General features: G+C 56.5%; 11 protein-coding genes. All 11 read right to left on the bottom strand.

What is annotated here, in order from left to right; genetic code table 11:
* Window positions 1-91 precede the first annotated feature (91 nt).
* The 11 genes from tuf to rpoB all read right to left on the bottom strand — a co-directional run bounded on the left by tuf (window position 92) and on the right by rpoB (window position 15,509).
* The gene (gene tuf / locus ACPDZI_RS20260; protein WP_011707694.1) at window positions 92-1,276 is read right to left on the bottom strand and encodes an elongation factor Tu; all 1,185 of its coding nucleotides are present in this window, start codon (window positions 1,274-1,276) and stop codon (window positions 92-94) included.
* Between the two features lie 54 nt (window positions 1,277-1,330).
* Window positions 1,331-3,436: an elongation factor G gene (gene fusA / locus ACPDZI_RS20265; protein WP_011707695.1), complete on the bottom strand. Its 2,106-nt coding sequence runs from the start codon at window positions 3,434-3,436 to the stop codon at window positions 1,331-1,333.
* A 75-nt stretch (window positions 3,437-3,511) separates the two neighbouring features.
* Window positions 3,512-3,982, bottom strand: a complete 471-nt coding sequence (rpsG, locus tag ACPDZI_RS20270; RefSeq protein WP_005306266.1) for a 30S ribosomal protein S7 — start codon at window positions 3,980-3,982, stop codon at window positions 3,512-3,514.
* 93 nt (window positions 3,983-4,075) lie between these two features.
* Complete coding sequence (gene rpsL, locus ACPDZI_RS20275) at window positions 4,076-4,450, bottom strand: 30S ribosomal protein S12 (RefSeq protein WP_005306278.1); 375 nt, start codon at window positions 4,448-4,450, stop codon at window positions 4,076-4,078.
* Between the two features lie 183 nt (window positions 4,451-4,633).
* Window positions 4,634-4,912 carry a sulfurtransferase complex subunit TusB gene (gene tusB / locus ACPDZI_RS20280; RefSeq protein ID WP_168968338.1) on the bottom strand — a complete coding sequence of 93 codons (279 nt, stop codon included), beginning with the start codon at window positions 4,910-4,912 and terminating at the stop codon, window positions 4,634-4,636.
* A 7-nt stretch (window positions 4,913-4,919) separates the two neighbouring features.
* Window positions 4,920-5,276, bottom strand: coding sequence for a sulfurtransferase complex subunit TusC (gene tusC, locus ACPDZI_RS20285; RefSeq protein WP_438833693.1), 357 nt, complete (start codon window positions 5,274-5,276; stop codon window positions 4,920-4,922).
* A gap of 9 nt (window positions 5,277-5,285) precedes the next feature.
* On the bottom strand, window positions 5,286-5,678 hold the full coding sequence (tusD, locus tag ACPDZI_RS20290) for a sulfurtransferase complex subunit TusD (RefSeq protein ID WP_076362046.1): 393 nt from the start codon (window positions 5,676-5,678) through the stop codon (window positions 5,286-5,288).
* Between the two features lie 86 nt (window positions 5,679-5,764).
* Window positions 5,765-6,145: a RidA family protein gene (locus ACPDZI_RS20295; protein ID WP_011707699.1), complete on the bottom strand. Its 381-nt coding sequence runs from the start codon at window positions 6,143-6,145 to the stop codon at window positions 5,765-5,767.
* Window positions 6,146-6,170: 25 nt separating this feature from the next.
* Window positions 6,171-6,887 carry a helix-turn-helix transcriptional regulator gene (locus tag ACPDZI_RS20300; RefSeq protein ID WP_005306294.1) on the bottom strand — a complete coding sequence of 239 codons (717 nt, stop codon included), beginning with the start codon at window positions 6,885-6,887 and terminating at the stop codon, window positions 6,171-6,173.
* 197 nt (window positions 6,888-7,084) lie between these two features.
* Window positions 7,085-11,389, bottom strand: coding sequence for a DNA-directed RNA polymerase subunit beta' (rpoC, locus tag ACPDZI_RS20305; RefSeq protein ID WP_011707700.1), 4,305 nt, complete (start codon window positions 11,387-11,389; stop codon window positions 7,085-7,087).
* 91 nt (window positions 11,390-11,480) lie between these two features.
* Entirely contained in the window at window positions 11,481-15,509 is a 4,029-nt protein-coding gene (rpoB, locus tag ACPDZI_RS20310) for a DNA-directed RNA polymerase subunit beta (RefSeq protein ID WP_010635847.1), read from the bottom strand.
* Window positions 15,510-15,622 lie beyond the last annotated feature (113 nt).

Here is a 15,622-nt window from a genome sequence, read left to right on the forward strand (position 1 = left end):
TTTCGCAAAGTATCTCACAGGCCATTTAAAGCCCCAAAAGTAAAAGGGGTGGCCGAAGCCACCCCTTTCATGTGCGTATTTAAAGTATCGATTAAGCGATAACTTTAGCTACAACACCAGCACCTACGGTACGGCCACCTTCACGGATGGCGAAACGCAGGCCGTCGTCCATCGCGATCGGCGCAATCAGGGTAACAACCATCTTGATGTTGTCGCCCGGCATTACCATCTCTACGCCTTCCGGCAGTTCGATGGTACCGGTCACGTCGGTAGTACGGAAGTAGAACTGCGGACGGTAGCCTTTGAAGAACGGGGTATGACGACCACCTTCTTCTTTGGACAGCACGTACACTTCAGATTCAAACTTGGTGTGCGGCTTGATGGTGCCCGGCTTGGCCAGTACCTGACCACGCTCTACGTCTTCACGCTTCACGCCACGCAGCAATGCACCGATGTTCTCGCCTGCACGACCTTCGTCCAGCAGTTTGCGGAACATTTCAACGCCGGTACAGGTGGTCTTGGTGGTATCTTTGATACCAACGATTTCCACTTCTTCACCAACTTTGACGATACCGCGCTCTACACGACCGGTTACTACGGTACCACGGCCAGCGATGGAGAATACGTCTTCGATAGGCATCAGGAACGGCAGGTCGATGGCACGCTCCGGCTCCGGAATGTAGGTGTCCAGGTGGCCAGCCAGTTCCAGGATCTTCTCTTCCCACTGAGCTTCGCCTTCCAGCGCTTTCAGTGCAGAACCACGGACTACCGGCAGGTCATCACCCGGGAAGTCGTACTCGGACAGCAGTTCGCGAACTTCCATCTCGACCAGTTCCAGCAGCTCTTCGTCATCTACCATGTCACACTTGTTCATGAACACGATGATGTACGGAACGCCTACCTGACGACCCAGCAGGATGTGCTCACGAGTCTGCGGCATCGGGCCGTCAGTCGCTGCTACTACCAGGATCGCGCCGTCCATCTGGGCAGCACCGGTGATCATGTTTTTAACGTAGTCGGCGTGACCCGGGCAATCTACGTGGGCGTAGTGACGGGTAGCGGTGTCGTATTCTACGTGGGAGGTGTTGATGGTGATACCACGCTCACGCTCTTCCGGTGCCTTGTCGATCTGGTCGAAGGCGAAAGCCTTACCACCGAAGTGCTTGGCCAGCACGTTGGTGATAGCGGCAGTCAGGGTGGTTTTACCGTGGTCAACGTGGCCGATGGTGCCGACGTTTACGTGCGGTTTATTACGCTCAAATTTTTCTTTAGACACGACGTAGTCCTTCTAGGTTAAACCCGCCTACCGTCGTAGGCGGGGAATCTTAAATTACTTGGATTTGCGCTCTTCGATCACGGCCTGGGCGACGTTGGTCGGGGCATCGTGATACTTGGCGAATTCCATGGCGTAGGAAGCACGACCCTGGGTAGCAGAACGCAGGGCGGTAGCGTAACCGAACATCTCGGCCAGCGGCACCAGGGCACGAACGATCTTGCCGGACGGGCCATCTTCCATACCTTCGATCAGGCCACGACGACGGTTCAGGTCACCGATCACGTCGCCCATGTAGTCTTCCGGAGTCTCGACTTCTACTTTCATGATCGGTTCGAGCAGAACCGGGTTGGCCTTCATGAAGCCAGCCTTAAAGGCCATGGAAGCAGCGATCTTGAACGCCAGTTCGGAAGAGTCGACATCGTGGTAGGAACCGAAGTGCAGACGCACGCCCAGATCCATTACCGGATAACCTGCCAGCGGGCCGGACTTCAGCTGCTCGCGGATACCCTTGTCAACACCCGGGATGAACTCACCAGGAATGACGCCGCCCTTGATGTCGTTGACGAATTCGTAGGCTTTGCCTTCTTCCAGCGGGTACATGTCGATCACAACGTGACCGTACTGACCACGACCACCGGACTGCTTGGCGTGCTTACCTTCGATATCCTTGACGGTGTTACGAATGGTTTCACGGTAGGCAACCTGCGGCTTACCTACGTTCGCTTCTACCTTGAACTCGCGACGCATACGGTCAACGATGATGTCCAGGTGCAGCTCACCCATACCGGCGATGATGGTTTGGCCAGACTCTTCGTCAGTCCATACGCGGAAGGACGGGTCTTCCTGAGCCAGACGGCCCAGAGCCAGGCCCATCTTCTCTTGGTCAGCCTTGGTTTTCGGCTCAACTGCGATGGAGATTACCGGTTCCGGGAATTCCATACGCTCGAGGATGATCGGCGCTTTTTCGTCACACAGGGTGTCACCGGTGGTCACGTCTTTCAGACCGATGGCGGCAGCGATGTCGCCTGCGCGAACTTCTTTGATCTCTTCACGCTTGTTGGCGTGCATCTGAACGATACGGCCAAAACGCTCGCGCTTCTCTTTAACGGAGTTCAGCACGGAGTCACCGGAGTTAACCACACCGGAGTAAACGCGGAAGAAGGTCAGGTTGCCTACAAACGGGTCGGTAGCAATCTTGAATGCCAGAGCAGCAAACGGCTCGTCATCAGAAGCATGACGCTCGTCTTTGGTCTCGCCATCCAGCTTCAGACCGTCGATGGCTGCTACGTCGGTCGGAGCCGGCAGATAGTCAACCACGGCATCCAGCATGGCCTGTACGCCCTTGTTCTTGAACGCGGAGCCACAGGTAACCAGGATGATTTCGTTGTTCAGAACGCGCTGACGAAGAGCTTTCTTGATCTCTTCCTCGGTCAGTTCTTCACCACCCAGGTATTTTTCCATCAGGTCTTCAGACGCTTCAGCAGCGGCTTCAACCAGGGTCATGCGCATCTCTTGCGCTTTTTCCAGCAGCTCAGCCGGGACGTCTTCGTAATCGAAGGATACGCCCTGGTCAGCTTCGCTCCAGTTGATGGCTTTCATCTTGACCAGGTCGATAACGCCCTTGAAGTTCTCTTCTGAACCGATGTTCAGTTGCAGCGGAACCGGGTTACCTTTCAGACGGGTCTTGATGTGCTCAACGCAGCGCAGGAAGTTGGCACCGGTACGGTCCATCTTGTTGACGAACGCGATACGGGGAACCTTGTACTTGTTAGCCTGACGCCATACGGTTTCAGACTGTGGCTGAACGCCACCTACGGCACAGTACACCATCACGGCGCCGTCCAGAACACGCATGGAACGCTCTACTTCGATAGTAAAGTCAACGTGGCCCGGGGTATCGATGATGTTGATACGGTGCGGTTGGAACTGTTTGCCCATACCGGACCAGAAAGCGGTGGTCGCGGCGGAGGTGATGGTGATACCACGCTCTTGTTCCTGTTCCATCCAGTCCATGGTGGCGGCGCCATCGTGAACTTCACCGATCTTGTGACTTACACCGGTGTAAAACAGAACGCGCTCGGTAGTAGTAGTCTTACCGGCGTCGATGTGAGCGGAGATACCGATATTACGATAACGCTCAATGGGGGTTGTACGAGCCATTGTCATCCTCTTACTAGGGCACTTGTCCCCAGATAATTAAAGGTGCGCAGAGCCAAAAGACCCTGCGCAAGCGGATTACCAGCGGAAGTGAGCGAAAGCCTTGTTCGCTTCAGCCATACGGTGTACGTCTTCACGTTTCTTGACAGACGAACCCTTATTGTCAGCGGCATCCAGCAGCTCGCCAGCCAAACGCTGAGCCATTGATTTTTCACCACGTTTACGAGCGGCATCAACCAACCAGCGCATTGCCAGGGCATTGCGGCGAACCGGACGAACTTCTACCGGTACCTGATAGGTTGCACCACCGACACGACGAGATTTAACCTCGACGGCCGGACGAATGTTGTCCAGGGCTTCTTCGAATACGGCCAGGTGCTCTTTGCCAGTCTTGGTGGCAATGATGTCCAGCGCGCCATATACGATGGCTTCGGAAACAGATTTCTTACCGTCAACCATTACTACGTTGACAAATTTAGCCAGCAGCTCTGATCCGAACTTGGGATCCGGCAGGATTTTACGCTGACCAACAACACGACGTCTTGGCATTTCAAATTCTCCGTAACTTCAGGGGTTACCCAAAACTAGAAAGTTATCTAACTAGAAACGAATTAACGTTTGGCCTTACTTAACGGAGAACCATTAAGCTTTCGGACGCTTCACGCCATACTTGGAGCGAGCCTGCTTACGGTCTTTAACACCGGCACAGTCCAACGCACCACGAACGGTGTGATAACGAACACCTGGCAAGTCTTTTACACGACCGCCACGGATCAGAACAACAGAGTGCTCTTGCAGGTTGTGACCTTCACCGCCGATGTAGGAGGTGACTTCGAAGCCGTTGGTCAGACGTACACGGCATACTTTACGCAGTGCAGAGTTAGGCTTCTTCGGGGTGGTGGTGTATACACGGGTGCACACGCCACGCTTCTGAGGGCACGCTTCCAGCGCCGGCACGTTGCTTTTCACAACGAGCTTGATGCGTGGCTTGCGAACCAACTGGTTAATAGTTGCCATCAAAAGGCTCCTGATAATGACTTCATAAACATGTGAAAAATCCTCCCCGCAGATACGGGGACGCGAAATTTTATGCCCTGTTGTCAAGGGAGTCAAGATTTATACAATCCGAGCCAGGAAAGGCAGTGAGGGAGCCTTGGCAAATATCGGTAACCGTCTGAAATGGTTATATAAAACTGGCAGTTAGCCAGCCCAGGTCTGCGGCGAGCCTTTTTCCGCAATCAGGACCACCAAGCCGGCCATGTCCAGATCCAACCCGATCCGTTGTTGCAACCCCCTAGCCTGCAGGTCTTCCCGCATGACATAGAGCGGCACTCCAGCCAACCGCGCACACCACTGAGGGGCCGTGGCAGCGACGACGGCATCCTGCATCAGCACCAACACATCCTCCGGCTGGCGGTAGGTCAGCGCCTGCTCCAGGTCCTGGCTCTGGAAGGGAGAGGTCAATATCAGCTGTATCATGGTCACCTCAAAAGCAGATATGGGTATCACAGGCATCCCACTGGTGCCGGATGTCGGTGCGGGACAGGCCGGTCACGGGGATCAGCAGGTCAGCCACCGTCAGGCCACGCTCGGCCAGCGAGTCGGTGCACACATAGACCTCCTCAATGTCATAGAGCTCGAGCAGTTTGAAGGTCGGCGCATAGTGACGCTGCAAGATGGCCTGCGGCTGCTGCTCCTTGAGCAGTTGCAGCACACCATCCCCGATGAGGAACAGGGCCAGCGACTCGGTCATGGCCGAAGTGGCCAGCAGGGCATCCAGACCTTCCCGCCCGGCGGCAGTACCGTGCGGTCCACGCCGGCAAATAAACGCTATCTTGTGCATGGCTGCCTCTTAAAACTGGACGAATCGATCGGCGGTCAGGCTGGCCTCCGCCAGCTGACCCAGGCCACTCAGGCAAAATGGCGGCTCCAGGTTGAAGTGTGCCCTGCCCAGCCCCTTGGCCTCCTGCTCATCCAGCACACCGCGCCGCATGGCGGCAGCGACGCACACATCGATACGGATCCCTTGCTGGTTGGCCAATTCACGCCACAGGGCGACCAGGTTGCTCTCATCGGAGGCGGGAGCATGCAGCCCGTTACCGTTGCAGACCCCATCCTGGTAGAAGAACAGGTGAGACAAGCAATGGCCCTGCTCGATGAGGCTCAAGGCAAAACGATAGGCGGTGCTGGCCGACTGGGTGCCATAGGCGGGCCCCGTTACCAGCAGGGCAAAATTCAGACTCATATCCGGACTCCTGCGCATGTGTTCGTCCATTCTACGCCAAACACAAAAAAGCCCCTCCTGGGAGGGGCTCTTCGTGCAGCCTTGGATCAGACGTAAGCGATGGCTTCGACTTCAACCAGCACATCCTTCGGCAGACGCGCCACTTCCACGCAGGAGCGGGCAGGAGCGGCGTCACCGAAGTAACGGGCATAAACCTGGTTGAAGGCAACAAAGTTGTTCATGTCGCTGAGGAAACAGGTGGTCTTCAATACCTTGCCGGTATCGGCTCCCGCTTCTTTCAATACTGCAACCAGGTTCTTCATCACCTGCTCGGCCTGCGCTTCGATACCACCAGCCACTATCTCCATGGTGGCCGGATCGAGCGGGATCTGCCCGGAGGTGAAGACCAGCTCGCCCAGTTTGGTGGCCTGAACATACGGGCCAATTGCGGCAGGCGCCTTGTCGGTTGCAATAACTTCTTTAGCCATTCTTGTCTATCCCCTTCTATGGCGCTTACTCGTTTTCGTCTTCACCCTGCTTGCGCTGTCGGATGTACAGATAAACGGTATGTTTGGAAATGTTCAGCTTGTCGGCGACCAGGTTGATCGAGTCCTTGATATCAAATATGCCCTTCTCGAACAGCTGGGTCACGATAAACCTGTTTTTAGCGTTGTTGGCAACGGTTGGATCGCGGTTGATCTCGTCGATGGTATTGTCCACCGTCTGGGCAACCAACTCTTCCACACTGTTGGCAAAGGTCTCCGGCGACTGACGCTCGACTTGTTGCGGTGTCGGGAAAAATTCGGCGACGAACTCGTGAAAAGGCGCGTTGATATGCAGGTTGATACAGATGAGGCCGATCACCTGCTTGTCGCTGTTCCTGATGGCGATGGTACTCGACTTCATCAGGGCACCGGTACGGCTGCGAGCAAAATAGCTCTGGGTGTAATCCTGGCCGGTATTCTCGATGTCCTTGAGCATACGCAGCGCGAGATCGGTAATGGGGGCCCCCTCATTCCGTCCCGTATTGAACCCGTTGGCAATCTTGATCACGGACTCGTGCAGATTTTCCAGGGAGTGAAGCACCACTTCACAGTGCTTGCCGAACAACTCGGCCAAGCCATCGATCAGCCCATCGTATGAGCGCAACAATTCCCTGTCTTCGTCTGTAAAAGTGCGACCGATCAGTTGCTCTTCGGGAAGCATCACTTCCTCGATACCGACAGTCATGTTCTACCCCTGTAATACCCATTCAACTTTCCCGAGTTTTCAGTTGCGAGAGTGCAATGTCAACTTTTTTTGATTTTTTACTCTGCAACCTTGCTCTGGATCATCCGAATATCCGCGTGGCGTCTGGCTTTGACGAGAAAATCGACAATAAAAAAGGGCCCCATGAAGGGGCCCTTTTCATTCACTACAGCGGAAGATTACTCTTCGTCAAAACTGCCGGCTGCATTGAGCAGATCCGCCAGGTTTTGCTGAGCTTCATCGGCAGTTACCTGCGGCACACCAACAGCACGGGCTGCGGCGGCACGCTGGTTGATCCGGCCGTGGTGGTAGGCAAAGCCGGTACCAGCCGGGATCAGACGACCCACGATCACGTTCTCTTTCAGGCCACGCAGTTCATCACGCTTGCCACCTACGGCGGCTTCGGTCAGAACGCGAGTGGTTTCCTGGAAGGAAGCCGCGGAGATGAAGGACTCGGTGCTCAGAGATGCCTTGGTAATACCCATCAGGATGTGACGGAAGGTGGCCGGGGTCTTGCCCTCAGCAACCAGCTTACGGTTGGCAATCTTCACGCGAGCCACTTCAACCTGTTCGCCTTCGATCAGGTCGGTGTCGCCAGCGCTCAGGATCTCGCACTTGCGCAGCATCTGACGCACGATGACTTCGATGTGCTTGTCGTTGATCTTAACGCCTTGCAGACGGTAAACGTCCTGCACTTCGTTGGCGATGTAGTTGGCGACCGGGCTGATACCGCGCAGACGCAGAATGTCGTGAGCAGACTCAGGACCGTCCGCCAGCACTTCACCCTTCTCAACTTTTTCACCTTCGAACACGTTCAGGTTACGCCACTTCGGAATCATCTCCTCGTAGACATCGCCACCATCGGTCGGGGTGATGACCAGACGGCGTTTGCCCTTGGTCTCTTTCCCGAAGGAGATGGTACCGGAGATCTCGGCCAGAATTGCCGGTTCCTTCGGTTGACGTGCTTCGAACAGATCCGCAACGCGCGGCAGACCACCGGTGATGTCCTTGGTACCGCCGGACTCTTGCGGGATACGCGCTACCGCGTCACCCACGCCCACGTTGGCACCATCTTCCAGGTTCACGATCGCCTTGCCCGGCAGGAAGTACTGGGCGGCTACATCGGTACCCGGGATCATCACGTCCTTGCCGTTCAGGTCGACCAGTTTCACGGTCGGACGCATCTCTTTACCGGCACTCGGACGCTCGTTGACATCCAGCACGACGATGGAGGAGAGACCGGTCAGCTCGTCGGTCTGACGAGTAATGGTCACGCCATCGATCATGTGTTCGAAGTGCAGGCGACCCGCCACTTCGGTGATGATCGGGTGAGTGTGCGGATCCCAGTTGGCGACGGTTTCACCGGCGTTCACGGCCTGGCCATCTTTCACTTCCAGCACGGAACCGTAAGGCAGCTTGTGGCTTTCCTTGGTACGGCCCATCTCGTCCATGATGGTCAGTTCGGTAGAACGGGAGGTGATAACCAGTTTGTCATCGCTGTTGTGAACGAACTTGGCGTTCTGCAGCTTGATGCTACCGGTGTTCTTGACCTGGATGCTGCTCTCGGCAGCGGCACGGGATGCGGCACCACCGATGTGGAAGGTACGCATCGTCAGCTGGGTGCCCGGTTCACCGATGGACTGGGCGGCGATAACACCGACAGCCTCACCCTTGTTAACCAGGTGACCACGGGCCAGATCACGGCCGTAGCAGTGAGCACAGTTACCGAAGTCGGTCTCACAGGTGATGGCAGAACGTACCTTCACGCGGTCAACAGAGTTGCGCTCCAGCAGGTCACACAGCTGCTCGTCGAGCAGGGTGTTGCGCGCTACCAGCACTTCATCTTCAGTACCCGGCTTGATCACGTCATCGGCAACCACACGGCCCAGCACGCGCTCACGCAGCGGTTCGACCACGTCGCCACCTTCGATCAGCGGAGTCATCCACAGACCTTCGGTAGTGCCGCAATCGTCCTCGGTGATCACCATGTCCTGTGCCACGTCAACCAGACGACGAGTCAGGTAACCGGAGTTCGCAGTCTTCAGTGCGGTATCCGCCAGACCCTTACGAGCACCGTGAGTGGAGATGAAGTACTGCAGTACGTTCAGACCTTCGCGGAAGTTCGCGACGATCGGGGTCTCGATGATGGAGCCATCCGGCTTGGCCATCAGGCCACGCATACCGGCCAGCTGACGGATCTGGGCTGCGGAACCCCGCGCACCAGAGTCGGCCATCATGAAGATGCTGTTGAACGAGGCTTGCTCTTCTTCTTCACCCAGCGAGTTGACGTTACGCTCTTTGGACAAGTTCTCCATCATGGCCTTGGAGACACGCTCGTTGGCGCTGGCCCAGATATCGATAACCTTGTTGTAGCGTTCGCCCGCGGTCACCAGACCGGACAGGAACTGGTCCTGGATCTCGGCAACTTCGGCTTCTGCAGCGGCGATGATGTCTTTCTTGGCATCCGGGATGACCATGTCATCGATACCAACGGAAGCACCGGACAGGGCCGCATAGTGGAAACCGGTATACATCAGCTGGTCAGCGAAGATGACGGTGTCCTTCAGGCCCTGCTTGCGATAGCAGGTGTTCAGCAGACGGGAGATGAGCTTTTTGCCCAGCGCCTTGTTGGATACGGATTTGATCCAGTTCTGCGGGTTGGCATCCAGGTCAGCCTGCTCTGCAGCAGTCAGCACCTTCGGCTCGTCGATCAGCGCGTATTCCATGCCTTTCGGCAGGATCAGGCTCAGGATCGCACGACCAACGGTGGTGTTCTTCATCTCGGTGTGAGCACGCAGCGAACCGTCTTCCTGACGCAGGTATTCGGTGATGCGAACTTTCACGCGAGCATGCAGATCGGCCAGACCGGCGCGGTATACCTTCTCGGCTTCTTTCGGGCCGGACAGCACCATACCTTCGCCCTTGGCGTTGATACGGGCGCGGGTCATGTAGTACAGACCCAAGACCACGTCCTGAGACGGAACGATGATCGGCTCACCGGAGGCAGGCGACAGGATGTTGTTGGTGGACATCATCAGCGCGCGCGCTTCCAGCTGGGCTTCCAGGGTCAGCGGTACGTGGACCGCCATCTGGTCACCGTCGAAGTCCGCGTTATAGGCGGCACAGACGAGCGGGTGCAGCTGGATGGCCTTGCCTTCGATCAGGGTCGGTTCAAACGCCTGGATACCCAGACGGTGCAGGGTCGGTGCACGGTTCAGCAGCACCGGGTGTTCGCGGATCACTTCGTCCAGGATGTCCCAAACGACAGCTTCTTCGCGCTCCACCATCTTCTTGGCGGCCTTGATGGTGGTCGCCAGACCGCGGGATTCCAGCTTGCCATAGATGAACGGCTTGAACAGCTCCAGCGCCATCTTCTTCGGCAGACCGCACTGATGCAGACGCAGAGTCGGACCTACGGTGATAACGGAACGACCGGAGTAGTCGACACGCTTACCGAGCAGGTTCTGACGGAAACGACCTTGCTTACCCTTGATCATGTCGGCCAAGGATTTCAGCGGGCGCTTGTTGGAGCCGGTGATGGCACGACCACGACGGCCGTTGTCCAGCAGGGCATCGACGGACTCTTGCAGCATGCGCTTTTCGTTGCGCACGATGATGTCCGGAGCAGCCAGGTCCAGCAGGCGCTTCAAGCGGTTGTTACGGTTGATCACGCGACGGTACAGATCGTTCAGATCGGAAGTCGCGAAACGGCCGCCGTCCAGCGGTACCAGCGGACGCAGGTCCGGCGGCAGCACAGGCAGCACTGTCATGATCATCCACTCCGGCTTGTTGCCGGACTGCAGGAAGGCTTCCATCAGCTTCAGGCGCTTGGTGGTCTTCTTGCGCTTGGTCTCGGAGTTGGTCTGATCCAGCTCTTCGCGCATGGTGCGCACTTCGCCTTCCAGATCGATGGCGCGCAGCAATGCCAGGATTGCTTCGGCACCCATCTTGGCGTCGAATTCGTCGCCCCATTCTTCCAGTGCGTCCAGGTACTGCTCTTCGGACAGCATCTGGCTGCGCTCGAGGTTGGTCATGCCGGGTTCGATCACTACATAGGATTCGAAATACAGCACGCGCTCGATGTCACGCAGGGTCATGTCCAGCAGCAGACCGATACGGGACGGCAGGGACTTCAGGAACCAGATGTGGGCAGTCGGGCTGGCCAGCTCGATGTGGCCCATACGCTCACGACGGACCTTGGTCTGGGTCACTTCTACGCCGCACTTTTCACAGATCACACCACGGTGTTTCAGGCGCTTGTACTTGCCGCACAGACACTCGTAGTCCTTCACCGGTCCGAAGATACGGGCGCAGAACAGACCATCACGTTCCGGCTTAAAAGTCCGGTAGTTGATGGTCTCAGGCTTTTTGACCTCACCGAATGACCAGGAGCGGATCATGTCAGGAGAGGCCAGACCGATCTTGATACTGTCAAACTCTTCGGTCTTGGTCTGAGCCTTCAAAAACTTGAGTAAGTCTTTCACGTGTTTCCCCTGTCAGGAGTCTAACCTCGGCGCCCCTACTGCCGAAACAGCGGGGCGCCCACGTCAATTCTCGAACAATAAGAGCGAGCTCTTACTCTTCGTCCAGCTCGATGTTGATACCCAGAGAGCGGATTTCCTTCAGCAATACGTTGAAGGATTCGGGCATGCCCGGCTCCATACGGTGGTCGCCATCCACGATGTTCTTGTACATCTTGGTACGGCCGTTCACATCGTCAGACTTGACGGTCAGCATCTCCTGCAGGGTATATGCCGCACCGTAAGCCTCCAGGGCCCACACTTCCATCTCACCGAAACGCTGACCACCGAACTGTGCCTTACCACCCAGCGGCTGCTGGGTAACCAGGCTGTAAGAACCGGTAGAACGCGCGTGCATCTTGTCGTCTACCAGGTGGTTCAGCTTCAGCATGTACATGTAACCCACGGTGACCTTACGCTCGAAGGCGTTACCGGTACGACCGTCGAACAGGGCGATCTGACCGGATTCCGGCAGGTCGGCCAGCTTCAGCAGGGCCTTGATTTCACGCTCTTTGGCGCCATCAAAGACCGGCGTTGCTACCGGCAGACCCTTGCGCAGGTTACCGACCAGGGTACGTACGTCGTCGTCGGACAGCTCGGCCACGTTCACTTGCTGGGTGTCTTTCTCGCCCAGGTCATAGACCTGTTGCAGGAAGTCACGCATCTCGTGCAGTTCGCGCTGTTCCTTGACCATGCGATCGATCTTCTCGCCGATACCCTTGGCCGCGAGGCCCAAGTGCACTTCGAGGATCTGACCGATGTTCATACGAGACGGTACGCCCAACGGGTTCAGAACGATGTCGACCGGACGGCCGTACTCGTCATGGGGCATATCCTCGACCGGACAGATCTTGGAGATAACACCCTTGTTACCGTGACGACCCGCCATCTTGTCACCCGGCTGGATGCGACGCTTGACGGCCAGATAGACCTTGACGATCTTCAGTACGCCCGGCGCCAGGTCATCGCCCTGGATGATCTTGCGACGCTTGTTCTCGAATTTCTTGTCGAACTCGGCCTTCAGCTCAACGTGCTGTTCAGCGATCTGTTCCAGCTCGATTTGCTTGGCTTCATCTTCGATGGCCAGTTCAAACCACTTGGAGCGATCGAGCTTGTTCAGACGGTCTTCGCTGTAACCGGCGGCCAGCAGCAGGTTGCGGGAGCGGCCGAAAATGCCGTCTTCCAGGATCTTGAACTCTTCGGTCAAGTCCTTCTTCGCTTCCTTCAGCTGCATCTCTTCGATTTCTTTGGCGCGCTTGTCTTTTTCCACGCCATCGCGGGTAAAGACCTGCACGTCAACCACGGTACCGTACACACCGTTCGGCACACGCAGAGAAGAGTCCTTCACGTCGGACGCCTTCTCACCGAAGATGGCGCGCAGCAGCTTCTCTTCCGGCGTCAGCTGGGTTTCACCTTTCGGCGTTACCTTACCGACCAGAATGTCGCCGCCCTTCACTTCGGCACCCACGTAGACGATACCGGACTCGTCCAGCTTGGACAGAGCGGCTTCACCTACGTTCGGGATGTCAGCAGTGATCTCTTCCGGACCCAGCTTGGTGTCACGGGAGATACAGGCCAGTTCCTGGATGTGAATGGTGGTCAGGCGATCTTCCTGAACAACACGCTCGTTCACCAGGATCGAGTCTTCGAAGTTGTAACCATTCCACGGCATGAACGCGACGCGCAGGTTCTGACCCAGCGCCAGTTCACCCAGGTCGGTGGACGGACCGTCAGCCAGCACGTCGCCCGCCATCACCGGCTCCCCCAACATCACGCACGGACGCTGGTTGATACAGGTGTTCTGGTTGGAACGGGTGTATTTGGTCAGGCTGTAGATGTCGATGCCGGCTTCGCCAGGCAGCAGCTCATCTTCGTTGACCTTGATAACGATACGGGAGGCATCGACGTAGTCGATCATGCCGCCACGCTTGGCCACTACGGTAACACCGGAGTCAACAGCCACAGCGCGTTCCATACCGGTACCAACCAGCGGCTTGTCGGCGCGCAGAGTCGGTACAGCCTGACGTTGCATGTTTGAACCCATCAATGCGCGGTTCGCGTCATCGTGTTCCAGGAACGGGATCAGGGCCGCTGCCACAGATACGATCTGCTGCGGGCTCACGTCCATATACTGGATCTGGTCGGCGTTCATAAAGGTGGATTCACCTTTGTGACGGCACGGGATCAATTCATCTTTCAGACGGCCATCTTCGGTGGTCGCGGCGTTAGCCTGTGCGATCACGTACTTGCCTTCTTCAATAGCAGACAGATAGTCCACTTCGTCGGTGATCACACCGTCAATGACCTTGCGGTACGGAGTCTCGAGGAAACCGTACTCGTTGGTACGAGAGTACACGGACAGAGAGTTGATCAGACCGATGTTCGGACCTTCAGGCGTTTCGATGGGGCACAGACGACCGTAGTGGGTCGGGTGTACGTCTCGAACTTCAAAGCCGGCACGCTCACGAGTCAAACCGCCCGGGCCCAGCGCGGAAATACGACGCTTGTGGGTCACTTCGGACAGCGGGTTGTTCTGGTCCATGAACTGGGACAGCTGGCTGGAACCAAAGAACTCTTTGACTGCGGCGGAGATCGGCTTGGCGTTGATCAGATCCTGCGGCATCAGGGTGTCCAGGTCGCCCAGGGAGAGACGCTCCTTGACCGCACGCTCGACACGTACCAGACCGACACGGAACTGGTTTTCAGCCATTTCACCGACAGAACGGATACGACGGTTACCCAGGTGGTCGATATCGTCCACTTCGTCGTTACCGTTACGGATGTCGATCAGGCGCTTCATCACATCGACGATGTCGTCTTTGGTCAGAGTACCCACGCCGGTCTCATCTTCACGAGCCAGACGGCGGTTGAACTTCATCCGACCTACGGTAGACAGGTCGTAACGCTCGGAAGAGAAGAACAGGTTCTCGAACAGCTGTTCTGCGGCTTCGCGAGTCGGCGGCTCACCCGGACGCATCATGCGATAGATTTCGACCAGCGCTTCCAGGCGGCTGGAGCTGGAGTCGATACGCAGGGTCTCGGACATGTAGGCACCGTGATCCAGTTCATTGGTGAACAGAACCTCGAAGTGCTTGAAGCCGGCTTGGGAGAGGTTGGCTACCGCTTCCAGGCTCAGCGCCTGGTTGGCAGTCACTACCATCTCGCCAGTTTGCGGATGTGCGTAGTCCTTGGCAGCAACTTTGCCAACAACATACTCAACCGGTACCTCAATCTGGGTAACGGAATCTTTTTCCAACTGACGGATGTGACGCGCAGTCACTCGACGACCGGTCTCAACCACCACGGCGCCATTGGCCACGATGTCAAAGGTCGCAGTTTCACCACGCAGGCGCTCCGGCACCAGGTCCATCATCAACTTGCCATCTTTGACTTCGAAACCGATGGTCTCGAAGAAGGTGGCCAGAATCTGTTCGGAACTGAAATCCAGGGCACGCAGAATAATGGATGCCGGCAGTTTACGACGACGGTCGATACGGACAAACAGGTTGTCTTTCGCATCGAACTCGAAGTCCAGCCAGGAGCCACGGTAGGGAATAACGCGCGCGTTATACAGCACCTTACCGGATGAATGTGTTTTGCCTTTATCGTGGTCGAAGAAGACGCCCGGGCTACGATGCAGCTGGGAGACGATTACCCGCTCGGTACCATTGATAACAAAGGTGCCGTTCTCGGTCATGAGCGGAATTTCGCCCATGTATACTTCTTGTTCCTTGATGTCTTTGACGGTGCCGGCAGCTGCTTCACGGTCGTACAGAACCATACGAAGCTTGACACGCAGCGGCGCGGAGTAGGTCACTCCACGGATCTGGCATTCTTTTACGTCAAATACCGGCTCACCCAGGCGATAGCTGACATACTGAAGCTCAGCACTACCGGAGTAACTGGTGATCGGGAAAACGCTACGGAAAGCGGCCTCTAGGCCATATTCACCTTCCGGGTCAGCCTCGATGAACTGCTTGAAGGAGTCCAGCTGAATGGACAACAGATAAGGCGTGTCCAGTACCTGGTCTCGCTTACCGAAGTCCTTACGAATGCGTTTTTTTTCGGTATAAGAGTAAACCATAGGGTTCCTCAGCTCGCTGATAAGTGACCCACTCTGTCCCACGGGACAGCTCTGTCTCAACACCGTTTTGTGTTGGCCCGGACGAATGAAAACAGTCCGGATTGCTGGTGCAC

The sequence above is a fragment of the Aeromonas oralensis genome (assembly GCF_049665575.1).
GTDB lineage: Bacteria > Pseudomonadota > Gammaproteobacteria > Enterobacterales > Aeromonadaceae > Aeromonas > Aeromonas hydrophila.

Bases quoted from the DNA above. Each gene is read 5' to 3' on its own strand.
- rpsL (WP_005306278.1), bottom strand. From the start codon at position 4,450: ATGGCAACTATTAACCAGTTGGTTCGCAAGCCACGCATCAAGCTCGTT.
- ACPDZI_RS20300 (WP_005306294.1), bottom strand. From the start codon at position 6,887: ATGACTGTCGGTATCGAGGAAGTGATGCTTCCCGAAGAGCAACTGATC.
- rpoB (WP_010635847.1), bottom strand. From the start codon at position 15,509: ATGGTTTACTCTTATACCGAAAAAAAACGCATTCGTAAGGACTTCGGT.
- fusA (WP_011707695.1), bottom strand. From the start codon at position 3,436: ATGGCTCGTACAACCCCCATTGAGCGTTATCGTAATATCGGTATCTCC.
- tusB (WP_168968338.1), bottom strand. From the start codon at position 4,912: ATGATACAGCTGATATTGACCTCTCCCTTCCAGAGCCAGGACCTGGAG.
- tusC (WP_438833693.1), bottom strand. From the start codon at position 5,276: ATGCACAAGATAGCGTTTATTTGCCGGCGTGGACCGCACGGTACTGCC.
- rpsG (WP_005306266.1), bottom strand. From the start codon at position 3,982: ATGCCAAGACGTCGTGTTGTTGGTCAGCGTAAAATCCTGCCGGATCCC.
- tusD (WP_076362046.1), bottom strand. From the start codon at position 5,678: ATGAGTCTGAATTTTGCCCTGCTGGTAACGGGGCCCGCCTATGGCACC.
- ACPDZI_RS20295 (WP_011707699.1), bottom strand. From the start codon at position 6,145: ATGGCTAAAGAAGTTATTGCAACCGACAAGGCGCCTGCCGCAATTGGC.